The 16,279-nt window shown below is 65.1% G+C and carries 12 protein-coding genes; 11 read left to right on the forward strand and 1 reads right to left on the reverse strand.

Going from position 1 to position 16,279, the window contains the following annotated elements; genetic code table 11:
- Window positions 1-143 precede the first annotated feature (143 nt).
- The 9 genes from PG898_RS13890 to PG898_RS13930 all read left to right on the forward strand — a co-directional run bounded on the left by PG898_RS13890 (window position 144) and on the right by PG898_RS13930 (window position 12,486).
- A complete protein-coding gene (locus PG898_RS13890; protein ID WP_005329486.1) occupies window positions 144-1,466 on the forward strand; it encodes an MFS transporter in 1,323 nt (440 codons plus the stop codon).
- Entirely contained in the window at window positions 1,463-2,443 is a 981-nt protein-coding gene (locus PG898_RS13895; RefSeq protein ID WP_270824428.1) for a DsbA family protein, read from the forward strand. Before PG898_RS13890 ends, PG898_RS13895 begins: the two co-directional genes overlap by 4 nt.
- A complete protein-coding gene (locus tag PG898_RS13900) occupies window positions 2,431-3,456 on the forward strand; it encodes a YeiH family protein (RefSeq protein ID WP_171268889.1) in 1,026 nt (341 codons plus the stop codon). Before PG898_RS13895 ends, PG898_RS13900 begins: the two co-directional genes overlap by 13 nt.
- Window positions 3,457-3,599: 143 nt before the next feature.
- On the forward strand, window positions 3,600-4,295 hold the full coding sequence (locus tag PG898_RS13905) for a CoA transferase subunit A (RefSeq protein WP_042648400.1): 696 nt from the start codon (window positions 3,600-3,602) through the stop codon (window positions 4,293-4,295).
- Window positions 4,296-4,392: 97 nt separating this feature from the next.
- On the forward strand, window positions 4,393-5,022 hold the full coding sequence (locus PG898_RS13910; RefSeq protein ID WP_182788552.1) for a CoA transferase subunit B: 630 nt from the start codon (window positions 4,393-4,395) through the stop codon (window positions 5,020-5,022).
- Window positions 5,023-5,477: 455 nt separating this feature from the next.
- Window positions 5,478-7,382 (forward strand): DUF1302 domain-containing protein, encoded by a 1,905-nt coding sequence (locus PG898_RS13915; protein ID WP_270824427.1) that lies wholly within the window; start codon window positions 5,478-5,480, stop codon window positions 7,380-7,382.
- Between the two features lie 28 nt (window positions 7,383-7,410).
- Window positions 7,411-8,769 (forward strand): DUF1329 domain-containing protein, encoded by a 1,359-nt coding sequence (locus tag PG898_RS13920; RefSeq protein WP_270824425.1) that lies wholly within the window; start codon window positions 7,411-7,413, stop codon window positions 8,767-8,769.
- An 87-nt stretch (window positions 8,770-8,856) separates the two neighbouring features.
- Window positions 8,857-9,918, forward strand: a complete 1,062-nt coding sequence (locus PG898_RS13925) for a WD40/YVTN/BNR-like repeat-containing protein (RefSeq protein ID WP_270824424.1) — start codon at window positions 8,857-8,859, stop codon at window positions 9,916-9,918.
- Window positions 9,919-9,978: 60 nt separating this feature from the next.
- Window positions 9,979-12,486 carry an efflux RND transporter permease subunit gene (locus PG898_RS13930; RefSeq protein ID WP_270824423.1) on the forward strand — a complete coding sequence of 836 codons (2,508 nt, stop codon included), beginning with the start codon at window positions 9,979-9,981 and terminating at the stop codon, window positions 12,484-12,486.
- Window positions 12,487-12,570: 84 nt separating this feature from the next.
- Here PG898_RS13930 and PG898_RS13935 read toward each other — a convergent pair whose 3' ends face one another.
- The gene (locus PG898_RS13935; RefSeq protein WP_270824422.1) at window positions 12,571-13,617 is read right to left on the reverse strand and encodes an AraC family transcriptional regulator; all 1,047 of its coding nucleotides are present in this window, start codon (window positions 13,615-13,617) and stop codon (window positions 12,571-12,573) included.
- Window positions 13,618-13,933: 316 nt separating this feature from the next.
- Here PG898_RS13935 and PG898_RS13940 point away from each other — a divergent pair, with 316 nt between their 5' ends.
- Both PG898_RS13940 and PG898_RS13945 read left to right on the forward strand, forming a co-directional pair.
- Window positions 13,934-14,518 carry an RBBP9/YdeN family alpha/beta hydrolase gene (locus PG898_RS13940; RefSeq protein WP_182788561.1) on the forward strand — a complete coding sequence of 195 codons (585 nt, stop codon included), beginning with the start codon at window positions 13,934-13,936 and terminating at the stop codon, window positions 14,516-14,518.
- A 59-nt stretch (window positions 14,519-14,577) separates the two neighbouring features.
- Window positions 14,578-16,236, forward strand: coding sequence for a fatty acid--CoA ligase (locus PG898_RS13945; RefSeq protein ID WP_270824421.1), 1,659 nt, complete (start codon window positions 14,578-14,580; stop codon window positions 16,234-16,236).
- The last annotated feature ends 43 nt before the right edge of the window (window positions 16,237-16,279 follow it).

Genomic DNA, 16,279 nt, shown 5'->3' on the forward strand with positions numbered 1-16,279 from the left:
TCTGTTTGCCAAAGGGCGGCAGCCCTTGCACTATGCAGCACCCAGCAAAACTGAGCGATGCATCAGTAGTGGGTGCCCGGTGGCTCCGGCCACCGGTGCCCTGACCGGGATCCTGCCCAACTTGAAGTAGCACGAGGGATTGTATGGCTACGTATCATATCGATGACGACCCCCAGGCCGGCAAGGTTGCCGTGCCCCGTCGTTATGCCTGGATAGTGTTTGCGCTGACCTTCGGTCTGCTCATCTCCGATTACATGTCGCGCCAGGTGCTCAACGCCGTCTTCCCCATGCTCAAGGGGGAGTGGGCACTTTCCGACACCCAGCTGGGGCTGCTCAGTGGCATAGTGGCGCTGATGGTCGGCCTCTTGACCTTTCCGCTCTCCCTGCTCGCCGACAGGTTCGGCCGGGTCAAGAGCCTGGCCATGATGGCCGCGCTCTGGAGCCTGGCGACCCTGGGCTGCGCCCTGGCTCAGGACTATGAGCAGATGTTCATCGCCCGCTTCCTGGTGGGGGTGGGGGAGGCCGCCTACGGCAGCGTCGGCATCGCCGTGGTGGTCTCGGTGTTCCCGCGGGAGATGCGAGCCACCCTCTCCGGCGCCTTCATCTCCGGCGGCATGTTCGGCTCCGTGCTCGGCATGGCCACCGGGGGCGTGCTGGCGCATTTCCTCGGCTGGCGCTGGGCCTTCGCCGGCATGGCGCTGTTCGGTCTGGTGCTGGCGGCCCTCTATCCCCTCATCGTCAAGGAGGCGCGGATCTCCCAGACCAGCCGGGCGGCACGGGGGAGCACGGAGGCGGGTCGCAATCCCCTGCGCAGCCTCTACTCCAGCCGCTCGGTGATCTCGGCCTATGTGGGCAGCGGTCTGCAACTGTTCGTCGGCGGCACCGTCATCGTCTGGATGCCGAGCTATTTCAACCGTTACTACGGACTGGACACGGACAAGGCGGGGCTCATGGCCGCCATCATAGTGCTGTGCAGCGGGGCCGGCATGATCCTCTGCGGCATGCTGAGCGATCGGCTGTGCCGCAACCGGCCGGATCGCAAGATAAGCCTCGCCATCGCCTACTGCCTCGGCAGCTGTGCCCTGCTCTCCCTGGCGTTTGCCCTGCCGGCCGGGTTGCCTCAGCTGCTGCTGATCGGTCTGGGAATGTTCATCGCCACCGGCACCTCAGGCCCCGCCGGTGCCATGGTGGCCAATCTCACCCATGCCAGCGTGCACGGTACGGCGTTTGCGACCCTGACGCTGGCCAACAACCTGCTTGGCCTCGCGCCCGGTCCCTTCATCACCGGCAAGGTGTCAGACCACATCGGCCTGGACAACGCCTTCCAGCTGGTGCCCCTCATCAGTGTCGCGGCGGCGGTGGTCTTCTTCTACGGCAAGCGCCACTACCACAAGGACGTGGCCAGGCTCGAAGGTGACGCCCGCCTGGTCACCACCGGCCCCCAGGGCAGCGAGGTGAGGGCATGACGCTCAGCATCGAGGTCTATTTCGATTTCATCTGTCCCTGGTGTCTCATCGGCAAGCGTCAGCTGGATCAGGCGCTGGCTCAGTTGCGGGTGGCGCAGCCCGAGGTGCAGGTTGCCGTGAGCTGGCGCGGGGTGCAGTTGCTGCCCGCGCTGCTGGTGCAGGGGGAGGCGTTTCACGACTTCTATCTGCGGCGCCTTGGCAGCGAGCAGGGGATGAGCCTGCGTCAGGCCCAGGTGCGACAGGCAGCGGCCAGCGTCGGCGTTGAGCTGGACTTTGGCAAGATCCCCCGCATGCCGAACACCGCCGATGCCCACCGCCTGTGGCAACGGGCCTGCCAGCTCGGCAGCCCGTCCCAGTGCGAGGCGTTGCTGGAGTCCCTGTTCGCCAGCCACTTCCTGCACGGTGGGGATCTGGGGGATGGCAGTACCCTGCTGGGGCTGGCCGAGGCGGTCGGCTTCTCGTCCGCCGAGCTGGTGAGCAGCCTGCAGGGGGATGGTACCCCCTTCCTTGGCACCGCCGAGGGGGCCGCCAGCCAGGGGGTTCCGAGCTTCGTGCTGGGAGGACGGGTCCTCTCCGGAGCCCAGCCGGTGGAGCGCCTGCTCACCAGCCTGCGCCAGGCCGTCGTGGCGGCGGCCCGGACGTCGGCGACACGGATTGCGGTGCCTGCCGAGCGGGTGCCTGCGCCGGGCAAGCGGATCCTCATCGAGGCTGAGGGCAAGAGCCTGGTGCTGTTCAACGTCGATGGCCGTTTCCACGCCATCGATGACGGCTGTCCCCATCAGGGCGCTTCCCTGTGCGGCGGCCGGCTGGAGGGGGAGGTGATCCAGTGCTGTGCCCACGGCCTGCGCTTCAACCTGAACACCGGCTATCTGCTGGGCTCCACCCAGCTCAGAGTCAACCGCTACCTGGTCGAGTGGGCGGGTGACCAACTCCATATCGTCATTCCACTAGAGGACGCCGCTTCATGCACGCGTTGAACCCCACCGCCACTGCCCGTTTCTCGCGGGTACGCGAGCTGGCCCCCGGCATGGCGGTCAGCATCACGGTGGCGGCCGCCGCCACCTTCCTGTCCGAGCACTACGGTGCTCCCGTGCTGCTGTTTGCCCTGCTGCTCGGCATGGGGTTGAACTTCCTCAGCGCCGAGGGAACCTGCAAGGCCGGCATCGAATTCACCGCGCGCAGCGTGCTGCGCATCGGGGTCGCCCTGCTCGGCATGCGCATCACCCTGGGCCAGATCGCCGAGCTGGGCTGGATGCCGGTGTTGCTGGTGGTCACCCTGGTGGTGGTCACCATAGGCCTGTCGGTGGTCGCCGCCAAGGCGATGGGCTTCCAGCGCCTGTTTGGCATGCTGACCGGCGGGGCTACCGCCATCTGTGGCGCCTCCGCCGCCCTGGCCCTGGCAGCCTCCCTGCCGAGCCATCCCCAGAAGGAGCGAGCCACCCTGTTCACCGTGATCGGGGTTTCGGTGCTCTCGACCCTGGCGATGATCCTCTACCCCATGATCGCCCGCTATTTCGAGCTGACGCCGGTGGAGGCCGGGGTCTTCCTCGGCGCCACCATCCACGACGTCGCCCAGGTGGTGGGAGCCGGCTACAGCATGTCCACCGAGACGGGTGACGTGGCGACCGTGGTCAAGCTGATGCGGGTCGCCATGCTGCTGCCGGTGATCGTCGTCGCCGCCATGATCACCCGCAGGCAGGGGGCGGATCCCGCCTCCGGCAAGCGTCCGCCCCTGCTGCCGCTGTTCGCCGTCGGCTTCCTGGTGCTGGCCTGCATCAACAGCACAGGCCTGGTGCCCGCCATGGTTCAGGGAGGGGTCAACGAGCTGTCGCGCTGGTGCCTGGTGATCGCCATCGCCGCCATCGGCATGAAGACCCAGCTCAAAGAGCTGGCGGCCGTCGGCATCAAGCCCATCCTGCTGATGGTGGGGGAGACCGCCTTCCTGGTCGCCCTGGTGCTGACCCTGATGCATTGGGGCATCAAGCCATAACGTACGGAGAAACCCCGACCCTGGTCCTCCTCTCACAGGGGGGGCTGGGAGGGGGGAGACAGGTCCAATCAAGACGCCCCGTCATTGAAGAAGAGCAAACGCCCCCGTGGCCAACGGACTAGCCAGAGAGCAGAGAGGTATTTATGAACAAGGTTTATCCCAGCGCCCAGGCCGCCCTTGGCGATCTGGTGCAGGACGACATCACCATCGCCTCGGGGGGCTTCGGCCTGTGCGGCATTCCCGAACAGCTTATCGAGGCGCTGCGCCAGAGCGGCAAGCGCGGCTTCACCATCATCAGCAACAATTGCGGGGTGGATGAGTTCGGCCTCGGGCCGCTGCTCCATAGCCGCCAGATCAGGAAGATGATCTCCTCCTACGTGGGGGGCAACAAGGAGTTCGAGCGCCAGTACCTCGCGGGGGAGCTTGAGCTGGAGTTCACCCCCCAGGGGACGCTGGCGGAGAAGCTGCGGGCCGGCGGCGCCGGCATCCCCGCCTTCTTCACCCGCACCGGTTACGGCACCCTGATTGCGGAAGGCAAGGAGACCCGCCAGTTCGACGGCGAGTGGTATGTGATGGAGCACGCCCTGACGGCGGACCTGGCCCTCATCAAGGGGGCCAGAGCGGATCGGGCGGGCAACCTGATGTTCAACAAGACCGCACGCAACTTCAACCCGCTCTGCGCCAAGGCGGGACGGATCTGCGTGGCCGAGGTGGAGGAGATAGTCGAGGTCGGCGAGCTGGACCCCGACGAGATCCACCTGCCCGGCATCTATGTGCAGCGGCTGGTGCTGAACCCCCATCCCGAGAAGCGTATCGAAGTGCGGACAGTGAGGAGCTGACGATGGCCTGGACCCGTGAAGAGATGGCGCCGTGTTGCGCGCAAGTGCTGCCAGCAGCGTTCGTTTTACAACATTGCGCACAGAGGAGTTGTTAACGATGGCCTGGACTCGTGAAGAGATGGCGCAGCGCGCCGCAAAGGAGCTGCAGGACGGCTTCTACGTCAACCTGGGGATCGGCCTGCCGACCCTGGTGGCCAACTACATCCCGGACGGCATGGAGGTGTGGCTGCAGAGCGAGAACGGCCTGCTCGGCATCGGCCCCTTCCCCGGCGAAGAGGAGCTCGATCCCGATCTCATCAACGCCGGCAAGCAGACCATCACCACATTGCCCGGCAGCAGCTTCTTCGACAGCGCCGAGAGTTTTGCCATGATCCGCGGCGGCCACATCAACCTGGCCCTGCTCGGGGCCATGCAGGTCTCCGAGCGCGGGGATCTCGCGAACTGGATGATCCCGGGCAAGATGGTCAAGGGCATGGGGGGCGCCATGGATCTGGTGGCCGGGGTCAAGCGGGTGGTGGTGCTGATGGAGCACTGCGCCAAGAACGGAGAGCACAAGATACTGGAGTGGTGCTCCCTGCCGCTGACCGGGGTCGGCGTGGTGGATCGCATCATCAGCGATCTCGCCGTGCTGGACGTGACCCCCACCGGCCTTCGCCTGGTGGAGCTGGCCCCCGGCATCGAGTTCGAGGCGCTGCAGGCCGCCACCGGCTGCGCCATCGCGCGCTGATCGTCTGGCTTTCGGTGGGGAGGGGGCCTGGCCTTTCCCCGCCGTTTTTATGTCTGACACCCGTCTCCCCTTCGTCCTGACTCTTCCCCCACGCATCCTGCCCATCCCGCCAGACAGGCAAACAGGCCCGTAATCGGGGTTGTCTGACACCGCTTTGGGCGTCCTTTGCCATCCTCCGCCGGCGCTGTCATCAAATGAAAAGTGGCTGACGTTCAATGGCAAGCGTGGCCCCGGAGGGAGGCCTTACAGTCGGCACACAAGAGAGAAAAACCGAGCTCATCAGCGTGAGCGACACCCCGGGGCCGATGCAAAAACAGAGCTGCATCCTCGAGTGCCAAACAAGGTGGTGCGCCATCAGCCAGGTCATCTCGCTTGCATCAATGCAAAGCCAACGGAAACGGCGAGCAAACAGATAACAACAACTAAATCAGATGACGACACTCGGAGAGACTGTAATGGATTACATGCACACGAGTCATGGTTGCGGCGTCCTGCGCCTCAGCCTGCTGGCGACGGCCATTGCGGCCGTCCTCATGCCCACCGTTCAGGCGGTCGAAGTCGATACCGGAAGCGAAGAGTGGTCCGTTCGCTTCGACAACACCGGCAAGTTCAACTACGGCGTGCGCACCGAGAGTGCCGACGAGCGGATGCTCGCCACCCCGAACAACAACGATGGGGATTACAACTTCAAGGATGCCGGCGATACCGTCACCACCCGCTTCGATCTGCTGACCGAGCTGGACGTGGTGAACAAGGGCAACACCGGCTTTCGCATCAGCGCCGCCAGCTGGTATGACTACGCCTATCGCGACGTCGGCGCTGACGAGAACCCCTTCATCAACGGCAACAGCGCCAGCTCCGGTATCGTCGGGCAGCCCCCGGTGGCGGGCAACCGTCATCTGAGCGACTATGCCGACCGCTATTACCATGGCCCCTCCGGTGAGCTGCTCGACGCCTTCGTGTTCCACAACATGGAGCTGGGTGACGAGTCCCTGCTCGGGGTCAAGATAGGTCAGCACAACCTCTACTGGGGAGAAACCCTGCTGAGCCCGGTACACGCCCTCAGCTATGGCCAGTCGGGGCTCGATCTCGCGAAGCTGGCGGCCTCCCCGGGGACGGAAGCGAAAGAGCTGTTCGTGCCCCGCAACCAGGTTTCAGCCTCCTTCACCCTGAACCCGGAGTGGACCTTCGCCGCCCAGTACTTCCTGGACTGGAACGCCGCCCGCCTGCCGGAAGCCGGTACCTATTATGGCAGCTCGGATCTGGTGGGCTTTGGTGCCCAGTCCTTCCTGCTGGGCCACACCGGCGGGCCGGGCCTCGCCGGACCGAGCGGCACCCTCAGCAACATTCGCCGGGGGGATGACATCGAACCGGGCAAGCACGGCGACTGGGGCATCATGGCCAAGTGGTCACCCGAGGCGCTGGATGCGACCCTGGGGGCCTTCTACCGCCGCACCGCCGACATCCTGCCCCAGGCGGTGCTCGATGCCCGTGGCCTCAGTGTCCGTGGTGCCACCGCCAACCCGATCCTCAACCTGCGCAATTCGATCTCGACCACCAGCTACTCCATGGCCTATGGCGACGACATCGACATCTTCGGCCTGAGCCTCTCCAAGGACGTGGCCGGGGTCAGCGTCGGCAGCGATTTGAACTACCGCCACAAGATGCCGCTCTCCAGCATCCCGGCCCTGCTCAGCGCCCCGGGCCCGGGCGGGCTGGCCGCCGGCCTGGGCGCCCTGCCTCCCCGCAATGCCGACACCGGGGTGATCACCGATGACTCCGATGGCTATGGCGCCACCGGCGATACCCTGCACTGGACCCTCAACGGCCTGATGACCATCGCCGACACGGCGCTGTTCGACGGGGCCGCCCTGCTCGGCGAGCTCTACTACAGCAACCTGCTGAGCCTGGATGACCACAACAAGGCGCTCTACAAGGGGGAGGACAGCTACACCGGCATCGACAAGCCGACCCGCGATAACTGGGGGCTGGCGGTCAACTTCACGCCGATCTGGTACCAGGTCTTGCCGGGTGTCGACATGAGCATGCCGCTCTCGGTGAACTGGGGGCTGGCGGGGATCTCCCCGGTCCAGGCGGGCGGGGCGAAAGATACCGGGAGTTACGCGGTGGGCCTCGGCGCCACCCTCTACAACCAGTACTTCGTCGATCTGAAATACGTGGACTCCTTTGGCGAGTCTGCCGAGTGCAATGACGGTGCCGAGGATGGCACCACGCCCAACGCCCTCGATGGCGCCCAGCGCAACACCTGTTATGCCGGTGGTTACGCCTCTTTCTCCGGTGGCGGTGCCACCACGGAAGACAGAGGTGCCCTCTACCTGACCCTGAAGACCACTTACTGAGTCAAGCGACCGAGTCGGAGAACGATATATGACATTCAACAAGACCATGCTGACCGCCGCCCTCACCCTGGCCCTTGCGGGCCAGGCGCTGGCCGCCGTCTCCAGCAGTGAAGCACAGCAGCTCGGCACCAGCCTGACCCTGGTGGGCGCCGACGCGGCCGCCAATGCCGACGGCAGCATCCCCGCCTACAGCGGGGGGCTGACCACGCCCCCCGCCGGCTTCAAGGCCGGTGACAGCATGCGCCCGGATCCTTATGCGGGCGAGCAGCCGCTGCAGGTGATCACCGGCAAGAACGCGGCGCAATACCAGGGGGCGCTGACCGCCACCACGGCGGAGCTGCTCAAGCGCTTCCCGGACTTCCGGGTGGACGTTTATCCGACCCATCGCAGCGTGGCGCTGCCCCAGGCGGTGCTGGATAACACCAAGCAGAACGCGCTGAACGCCACCACCCTGGCGGGGGGCATGGCGGTGGACAAGGTGTTGCCGGGCATTCCCTTCCCGATCCCCAAGAGCGGGGCCGAGGCGATGTGGAACTTCCTGCTGCGCTACCAGGGGGTGAACATCGCCACCAAGTACGACTCCTGGAACGTCGATTCTGCCGGGGTCGCGGCCCTCTCCACCACGGGGCAGGCCTTCATCAACTACGCCATCTACGAGGACATGACCAAGCCCATCTCGGCCAAAGACACCTACTACCAGATGAAGCTCCATTACACGGGGCCGGCCCGGCGCGCCGGCGAGGCCATCATGCTGCGCGATGCCGCCAACCCTCTGGAGCAGCCGCGCAAGGCCTGGCAGTACCTGCCGGGGCAGCGCCGGGTCAAGCTGGCGCCGAACCTGGCCTATGACACCCCGAACCCGGGCACCTCGGGGGCGGGCACCTATGACGATGTGTTCGTGTTCAACGGCGCGCTGGACCGCTTCGACTGGAAGCTGGTGGGCAAGCAGGAGATGATCGTGCCCTACAACACCTATCGACTGACCTATCAGCCCGATGCCAGTGCCCTGACCACCCCGAACTTCCTGTCACCGGATCACGTGCGCTGGGAGAAACACAGGGTCTGGGTGGTGGAGGGCAGCCTCAAGGCCGGGGAGCGCCACATCTACGCCAAGCGCCGCTTCTACCTGGACGAAGACAGCTGGGTGGCGCTGGCCTCCGATCAGTACGACGCCCGTGGTCAGCTCTATCGTGGCTCCTTTGCCTTCCTGAGCCAGAGCTACGACAAGGAGACTCCGGATGCGACGCCCTTCATGATCTATGACCTGGTGGCGGGCAGCTACAACATCAACGGCGTGGTGGGTCCCTACGGCGGCATCAAGTACGGCACCTCCCTGTCGAAGGCGAAGTGGTCGCCGGAGTCTCTGGCCGGGGCGGGGATCCGCTGACGCTGACGGGAACCAGGCTCGCCGCAGGCGAGCCCGGCTCCCGGCTGTTCGTGCCGGCGTCCCCGGCGCATATGGAGACAAGGACGTATGGGTTCATTCAACAAGTTGGCGCTGTGCTGCGCCCTGCTGATGCAGGGTGCCGTGCTGGCGTCTGAATATATCGACGTGCTGGATCTGCCAGCCAAGCCGAGCGCTCTGGCCCGGCACAGCCCCCTGCTGGATCTGACCCGTGCCGGGTCGCGGCTGGTGGCGGTGGGGCAGCGGGGTCACATCCTCTACTCCGACGACGAAGGCAAGGGCTGGCAGCAGGCCAGGGTGCCAGTGAGCTCGGATCTGAACGCCGTCGTCTTCCCTACTCCCGAGCAGGGCTGGGCGGTGGGGGGGGATGGCGTGGTGCTGCACAGCCAGGATGGCGGCACCAGCTGGCAAAAACAGCTGGATGGCCGCCAGATCGGGGAACTGGTCTTGCGTCATTACACGGCGCTGGCCCGTGCCGAGCCGGACAGCGCGCAGTGGCCGCAATGGGTGGAGGAGGGCCAGCGCCTGGTGGAGGAGGGGGCCGACAAGCCGCTGCTCGACGTCTGGTTCCAGGATGACAGGGTCGGCTACGTGGTCGGGGTCTTCAACCTGATCCTGCGCACCCAGGATGGTGGCCAAAGCTGGACACCGCTGCAGGATCGCACCGACAACCCCCAGGGGCTGCACCTCAATGCCATCGCCCGGGCCGGTGACGACCTCTATCTCGTGGGTGAGCAGGGCCTGCTGCGCAAGTGGGACTCGGGGACGCAGCGCTTCGTCTCCTTGCCAAGCCCCTATGACGGCAGCTTCTTCGGCCTCATCGGCCGACCCGGCGAGCTGCTGATCTACGGGCTGCGCGGCCATGCCTATCGCAGCACGGATGACGGCCAGCACTGGGTACGGCTGGCCAGTCCGCTGCCCATCAGCATCAGCACCGCGATGCAGGGGGCCGATGGCCAGTTCCGCCTGTTTACCCAGGCCGGTCACATGCTGCTCCAGTGTGGCAACGAGCCGCTCACGCTGCTGCCCCAGGCCGAGCCATCGCCGGTGGCGGGCGCGGCCCTGACCGCCGATGGCACCCTGGCGCTGGTGGGCAGCCGCGGGGTGCGCATGCCGACTGCGGCCAAATAACGTGTGTGAAAGCAGGCCGTCACCGGATGACGGCCCCATAACGATAACGAGGATCCAGAGATGGGCCATGTGAAGCAAGATGCGATGCCGGTGATCCGCGAGTTGGCACAGTTCGACAGGCACTCCGGCAACCTGCTGGAGCGGCTGGTGTTCAACCATAGAGCCCTGTTCATGTTATTGATGACACTGGCGACCCTGGTGCTTGGCTACATGGGGACGACCCGCCTGGCGCTGGCACCCAGCTTCGAGAAGATGATCCCCCAGAGCCAGCCCTACATCAAAAACTTCCTGGAGAACCGGGACTCCCTGCGTGGCCTCGGCAACTCGGTGCGGGTGGTGGTGGAGAATACCCGGGGGGACATCTTCGACCCCGACTATCTCGGCGTACTTAAACGGGTCAATGACGAGCTGTTCCTGACGGAAGGAGTCGACCGGGCCTGGATGAAGTCTCTGTGGAGCCCGGCGGTGCGCTGGACCGAGGTGACCGAGGAGGGGTTCCAGGGCGGGCCCGTGATGCCGGATGCCTATCAGGGCAAGCCAGCCGACATCGAGCAACTGCGCCAGAACATCAACCGGGCCGGCATCGTCGGCAGCCTGGTGGCGAGCGACTTCAAGTCCAGCATGCTGATCGTGCCCCTGCTGGACAAGGCATCGGCCACCGGCAAGCCCCTCGATTACCATGCCTTTTCCCAGCGCATCGAGCAGCTGCGCAGCCAGATTGAATTTGACGGCAAGCCGCACCAGGCGGGGGAGGAGGGGACGGGTCAGTACAAGATCCGGGTGATCGGTTTTGCCAAGCTGGTGGGGGATCTCATCGATGGCCTCATTCAGGTGATCCTCTTCTTCGCCCTGGCGGTAGTCACCTCGCTCGTCATCATCTTCCTCTACACCCGCTGCGTGCGCAGTACCCTGCTGGTGGTGGGCTGCTCGCTCATCGCCGTGGTGTGGCAGCTTGGGCTGGTCGCCTGGCTGGGGTACGCCATCGATCCCTACTCGGTGCTGGTGCCCTTCCTCATCTTCGCCATCGGGGTCTCCCACGCGGCCCAGAAGATGAACGGCATCATGCAGGACATCGCCCGTGGCACCCACCGCCAGATAGCGGCGCGCTATACCTTCCGCCGCCTCTTCCTGGCCGGGGTCACGGCGCTGCTCGCCGACGCGGTGGGCTTCGCCGTGCTGATGCTGATCGACATCCCGGTCATTCAGGATCTCGCTATCACTGCCAGCATCGGGGTGGCCGTGCTCATCTTCACCTCCCTGCTGCTGATGCCGGTAGCCCTCTCCTATGTGGGGGTGGGCCGCAAGGCGGCCGAGCGAGCGCTCAGGATAGAGACCCACGCCGCCGCCAACCAGGGGTTCGGCAGACTCTGGGCGCTGCTGGATCGCTGCACCGAGCGCAAGTGGGCCACCGTTGTGGTTCTGCTGGGTTTGGCCATGGGGATAGGCGGCTACCTGGTGAGCCTGAACCTGAAAGTGGGCGATCTGGACAGCGGGGCCCCCGAGCTGCGCGCGGATTCCCGCTACAACAGGGACAACGCCTACATCACCGGCCACTACGCCCTCTCGAGCGATCTCTTTGCCGTCATGATCAAGACGGCGCCGGAGGGGTGCCTCGACTACCGGACCCTGATCCTGGCCGATCGCCTGGGGTGGGAGCTGCAGCAGCATCCCGGCGTACAGGCCACCAGCTCGCTGGTCAACGCGGTGCGTCAGATCACCGCCGGCACCTATGAGGGCAACCCCAGGCTCGCCAGCCTCCAGCGTAACCAGAACGTGCTGAACTATGCCGCCCAGCAGGCCTCGGTGAACACCCCAGAGCTGTTCAACACCGACTGCTCCCTGATGCCGGTGATCGCGTACTTGAAGGATCACAAGGCCGAGACCCTGAGCGGCGTGGTGGCCATCGCCGAGCGGTTTGCCGAGGAGAACGGCACCGCGGATCGCCAGTTCCTGCTCGCCGCGGGCAGTGCCGGCATCGAGGCCGCCACCAACATGGTGGTGCATGAGGCCAACCGCACCATGTTGCTTTACGTCTATCTGGCGGTGACCCTGTTCTGCCTCATCACCTTTCGCAGCTGGCGGGCGACCGTGGTGGCGCTGGTGCCCCTCATGCTTACCTCGGTGCTGTGCGAGGCGCTGATGGTATTCATGGGGATCGGCGTCAAGGTGGCGACCCTACCGGTGATTGCGCTCGGGGTCGGCATCGGAGTGGACTATGCGCTCTACCTGCTGAGCGTGCAACTGCACCATCAGCGCCAGGGCATGTCACTGGTGGACGCCTATCGCCAGGCCGTGGCCTTCACCGGCCGGGTGGTGGGGCTGGTGGGGATCACCCTGGACGCCGGTGTGGTGGGCTGGATCTGGTCTCCCATCAAGTTCCAGGCCGACATGGGCATACTGCTCACCTTCATGTTCCTGTGGAACATGCTGGGGGCCCTGATCGGGGTGCCGGCGCTCTCCTACTTCCTGCTATCCGGTACCGGGGCGGCAGCGACCCGTGCATACCGGGAGGGGGATGTTCAAGAGGGCGGCAAGCCCTGCACCCCGGTGGGCGCCGACGCCAGCTAGCAAGACGACAGAACATGCAGAAGGAGAAAAAGAGCAGGGAGGCTGGATGCCTCCCGGCTCTCGTCTGGCCAATGCTCGGCAGTCTCAGCCGTAGGCGAGGCCGGCGCGTGCTGGTTGCGCCACCACGCCCTTGTTGCGGGAGCGCCAGGTGGCCGGCGGCATGCCGAACTGGGCGTTGAACCAGCGGGTGAAGGAGCTGGGCATGGAGTAGCCCAGCATGTCGGCGATGTGGCCGAGGGAGTAGCCGGAGTTTTGCAGATAACGCATCACCAGATCCCGGCGAACGTCGTTGACCAGCTCGCTGAAGGTGGCGCCGCTCTCTTCCAGATGACGCTGCAGGGTGCGCACGTTCATTCCCAGGGTGCGGGCGATCTGCTCTATGGTGGCGCGCCCCATGGGCAGCAGCAGGTAGACGGCCTTGCGTACGTCGGTCAGCAGGGATTGCTGGGTCTCCACCAGCAGGGTGTCGAGGTACTGGCGGGCATGGCGAGCCATGGCCTGGTTGGCCAGGGGATTCGGAATGTCCAGATCGGCGGCGTGACAGACGATGCCGTTGAACTCGCTGCCAAACTCCAGCTTGCAGCCGAACAGTCGCTTGTGGATGGCGAGGTCCGCCGGCGCATCATGGGTGAAGTTGACGCTGATGGGATGCCAGTTGGCGCCGACCCCGACCTGGGCCGCACAGAAGCGATACATGACGCCGACCGCGAGCTCGGTGGCCTGGCGTGAGGGCATGGGGGCGTCGGTGATGATCTCCTCGCGAATGATCACCGCCTTGCCTGCCTCCTCGATGAAGATGGCCAGGGCATTATTGAACAGGTGAATGTACTGGACTATGACCTGCAAGGCCTCGCGCAGGTTGGGCTGGTAGCTCAGCAGCAGGCTTACCTCGCCAAAGTCCGACAGCTGACGATGCTCCGCCATGCGCAGGCCCAGGCTCTGGCAGTTCCCGGTCCGGGCGGACAGCTCGAGCAGGTTGACGATGGTGGAGACGGGGATGCGCTGATTGGGCACATCCAGAATGGAGGCGCTGAGGCCGGCTTGTGACAACAGGTTGGGGGTATTGAGGCCCAGCTGGCGGGCGATGTCGAGATAATTGGTGAGGGTGGCGGCTCTGGCAAGGAGGGTCATGATGCAATTTCCATGGCGACAGCTCATCTGCTGGTTGCTTGTTGTTAACTGGTTTTTATCATTTCATTTACAAGTTGGAAAGTGCTTATTAACTGATCTGTTAGTCTCGGGTGTCATGTGATGACCCTGTCCGTCAACCAACTTCATGGTCTTTCGAGTCCCGTTCTGCACAGACCTCTGATCCTCAGGTCACCCGGCTCCTGTCATATAAAGACAACTCCATGGCATCCAAGGTAAAGCAGCCGGGGAGCTGGCACCTTACTGTGGTCTTGATGTCATCCGGCCGTCGCCGGAGCGCCTGAACAGGGGAAGAGAGATGAAGGCATTTCAACCCGAGGCCACCGTATTGATCGTGCCCGGCCTGCGTGGACATGTGGCAGACCATTGGCAGACTCTGCTCGCCGAGGGGCTTGAGAAGGTGGTGACAGTGCCGCCTTTAGACTCTGACACGCTGAGCTGCCAGGCCAGGGTCGAGGCCATCGCACAGACGCTGGAGCGCATCGACGGCCCGGTGATCCTGGTGGCTCACAGCGCCGGGGTACTGATGGTGGCTCACTGGGTGGCGCAACAGGGCGCAGCCCGGTGTCGCCATTCCATCCGTGGCGCCCTGCTGGTAACGCCACCGGATCTGGACGCCAGCTGGCCATCCCATTATCCGAGTTCCCACGCCATGCAGGCCGGGGGCTGGCACCCGCTACCGCGCATGAAGCTGCCGTTCCCGAGCCTGGTGGTGATGAGCCACAACGACCCCCTGGCGAGCCCGGAGGCGGTGCGTGCCCTGGCCCTGGACTGGGGCAGCGAGCTGGTGGATGCCGGGGCGGTGGGACACCTCAACCCGGCGAGCGGATTTGGCCCCTGGCCCCAGGCCGAAGCCTTGCTCGGGCGTCTCGACGCCCGCTAACCCCATTGCGAGGGGAGGGATGCCTCCCTGCACCCAAACACGAATCGGAAGGAGTCCGTATGGTGAAGACAAGGATCATACCGCCAGCCCAGGGAGCCCATGCTTATCCGCTGCTGATCAAGAGCCTGCTGCTATCCGGGGTACGCCAACACCCGGACCGGGAGATCGTCTACGCAGATCGGCTGCGCTATGACTACCGGACCCTCAATCAGCGGATCCACCGTCTCGCCAACCTGCTGACGGCCTCGGGCATAGGGCCAGGGGACACGGTCGCTCTGCTGGACTGGGACAGTCACCGCTCCCTCGAGTGCTTCTTCGCCGTGCCCATGACAGGCGCCGTGCTGCACACGGTGAATGTGCGTCTCTCGCCGGAGCAGATCGCCTTCACCATGCACCACGCCGAGGATCATCTGGTGCTGGTCCATGACGACTTTCTGCCCATGATGGACAGCATCAAGGACAAGCTGCCCACGGTGCGCGGCTATATCCGGCTGACCGATGGGGAGTCGCCTTCCACCGGTCTGCCGCTGCTCGGAGAGTACGAGACCCTGTTGGCGGGAGCGGACGACCAGTTCGACTTCCCCGACTTCGATGAAAATTCGGTGGCGACCCTGTTCTACACCACGGGTACCACGGGGGATCCCAAGGGGGTCTACTTCAGCCACCGTCAGCTGGTGCTGCACACCCTGAATGAACTGGGCACCCTGGCGGCCCATGCGGGCCAGTCGTTGCTGCGCTCCGACGACGTCTACATGCCGATCACCCCCATGTTTCACGTCCATGCCTGGGGCGTCCCCTATGTGGCGACCATGCTGGGGGTGAAGCAGGTCTATCCGGGGCGTTACGAGCCAGACAAGCTGGTGCGGCTCTACCGCGACGAGGGGGTGAGTTTCTCCCACTGTGTGCCGACCATCTTGCAGATGATCCTCGACTGCGAGGAGGCCAGACAGACCTCGTTCGAGGGGTGGAAGATGCTGCTGGGGGGCAGTGCGCTGCCGCTCGGACTGGCGACCCAGGCCCATCGACAGGGGATCCTGGTGCACGCCGGTTACGGCATGTCGGAGACCTGCCCGCTGCTGTGCGTGGTGCACCTGACCGAGGCGGAGCTGGCGCTGCCCATGGCCGAGCAACTGCCGCTGCGGATCCGCACCGGCAAGCCCATCGGGCTGGTGGACTTGCGCATCATCGATGAGGAGGGCCGGGCGCTGGCTCACGATGGCCAGACCATGGGGGAGATAGTGGTGCGTGCTCCCTGGCTGGCCCAGGGCTACCTGAAAGAGCCGGACAAGGGGGCTGAGCTCTGGCAGGGGGGCTGGCTGCACACGGGGGACATGGCCTCGATCACCCCGAACGGCACGGTCGAGATCAAGGATCGCATCAAGGATGTGATCAAGACCGGGGGGGAGTGGATAAGCTCCCTCGCGCTGGAGAGCCTCATCAGCGCCCATGCCGCCGTCCATGCGGTGGCCGTGATCGGGGTGCCGGATGCGCAGTGGGGAGAACGGCCCCTGGCCCTGGTGGTCGGCAAGGAGGGGACGAGCCTGGATGCGCAGGCCATCAAGACCCACCTGCAGGGGTTCGTCGACAGCGGCCGCATCAATCGCTGGGCCATTCCACGCCAGATCCGCATCGTACAGGAGATCCCCAAGACCAGTGTCGGCAAGGTGAACAAGAAGCTGATCCGGGAGCGTGAATGCCGTCCGGTGGCTGAGAACTGAGGGCGCCGTCATAGATTCAGAGGAAGGCCTCTCAGCCATCCCC

The sequence above is a fragment of the Aeromonas sp. QDB31 genome (assembly GCF_027707605.1).
In the GTDB taxonomy this organism is placed as follows: domain Bacteria; phylum Pseudomonadota; class Gammaproteobacteria; order Enterobacterales; family Aeromonadaceae; genus Aeromonas; species Aeromonas media.

Coding starts and splice junctions, on each gene's coding strand:
- PG898_RS13905 (WP_042648400.1), top strand. CDS start 3,600: ATGAACAAGGTTTATCCCAGCGCCCAGGCCGCCCTTGGCGATCTGGTG.
- PG898_RS13920 (WP_270824425.1), top strand. CDS start 7,411: ATGACATTCAACAAGACCATGCTGACCGCCGCCCTCACCCTGGCCCTT.
- PG898_RS13890 (WP_005329486.1), top strand. CDS start 144: ATGGCTACGTATCATATCGATGACGACCCCCAGGCCGGCAAGGTTGCC.
- PG898_RS13935 (WP_270824422.1), bottom strand. CDS start 13,617: ATGACCCTCCTTGCCAGAGCCGCCACCCTCACCAATTATCTCGACATC.
- PG898_RS13900 (WP_171268889.1), top strand. CDS start 2,431: ATGCACGCGTTGAACCCCACCGCCACTGCCCGTTTCTCGCGGGTACGC.
- PG898_RS13910 (WP_182788552.1), top strand. CDS start 4,393: ATGGCCTGGACTCGTGAAGAGATGGCGCAGCGCGCCGCAAAGGAGCTG.
- PG898_RS13895 (WP_270824428.1), top strand. CDS start 1,463: ATGACGCTCAGCATCGAGGTCTATTTCGATTTCATCTGTCCCTGGTGT.
- PG898_RS13945 (WP_270824421.1), top strand. CDS start 14,578: ATGGTGAAGACAAGGATCATACCGCCAGCCCAGGGAGCCCATGCTTAT.
- PG898_RS13940 (WP_182788561.1), top strand. CDS start 13,934: ATGAAGGCATTTCAACCCGAGGCCACCGTATTGATCGTGCCCGGCCTG.
- PG898_RS13925 (WP_270824424.1), top strand. CDS start 8,857: ATGGGTTCATTCAACAAGTTGGCGCTGTGCTGCGCCCTGCTGATGCAG.
- PG898_RS13930 (WP_270824423.1), top strand. CDS start 9,979: ATGGGCCATGTGAAGCAAGATGCGATGCCGGTGATCCGCGAGTTGGCA.
- PG898_RS13915 (WP_270824427.1), top strand. CDS start 5,478: ATGGATTACATGCACACGAGTCATGGTTGCGGCGTCCTGCGCCTCAGC.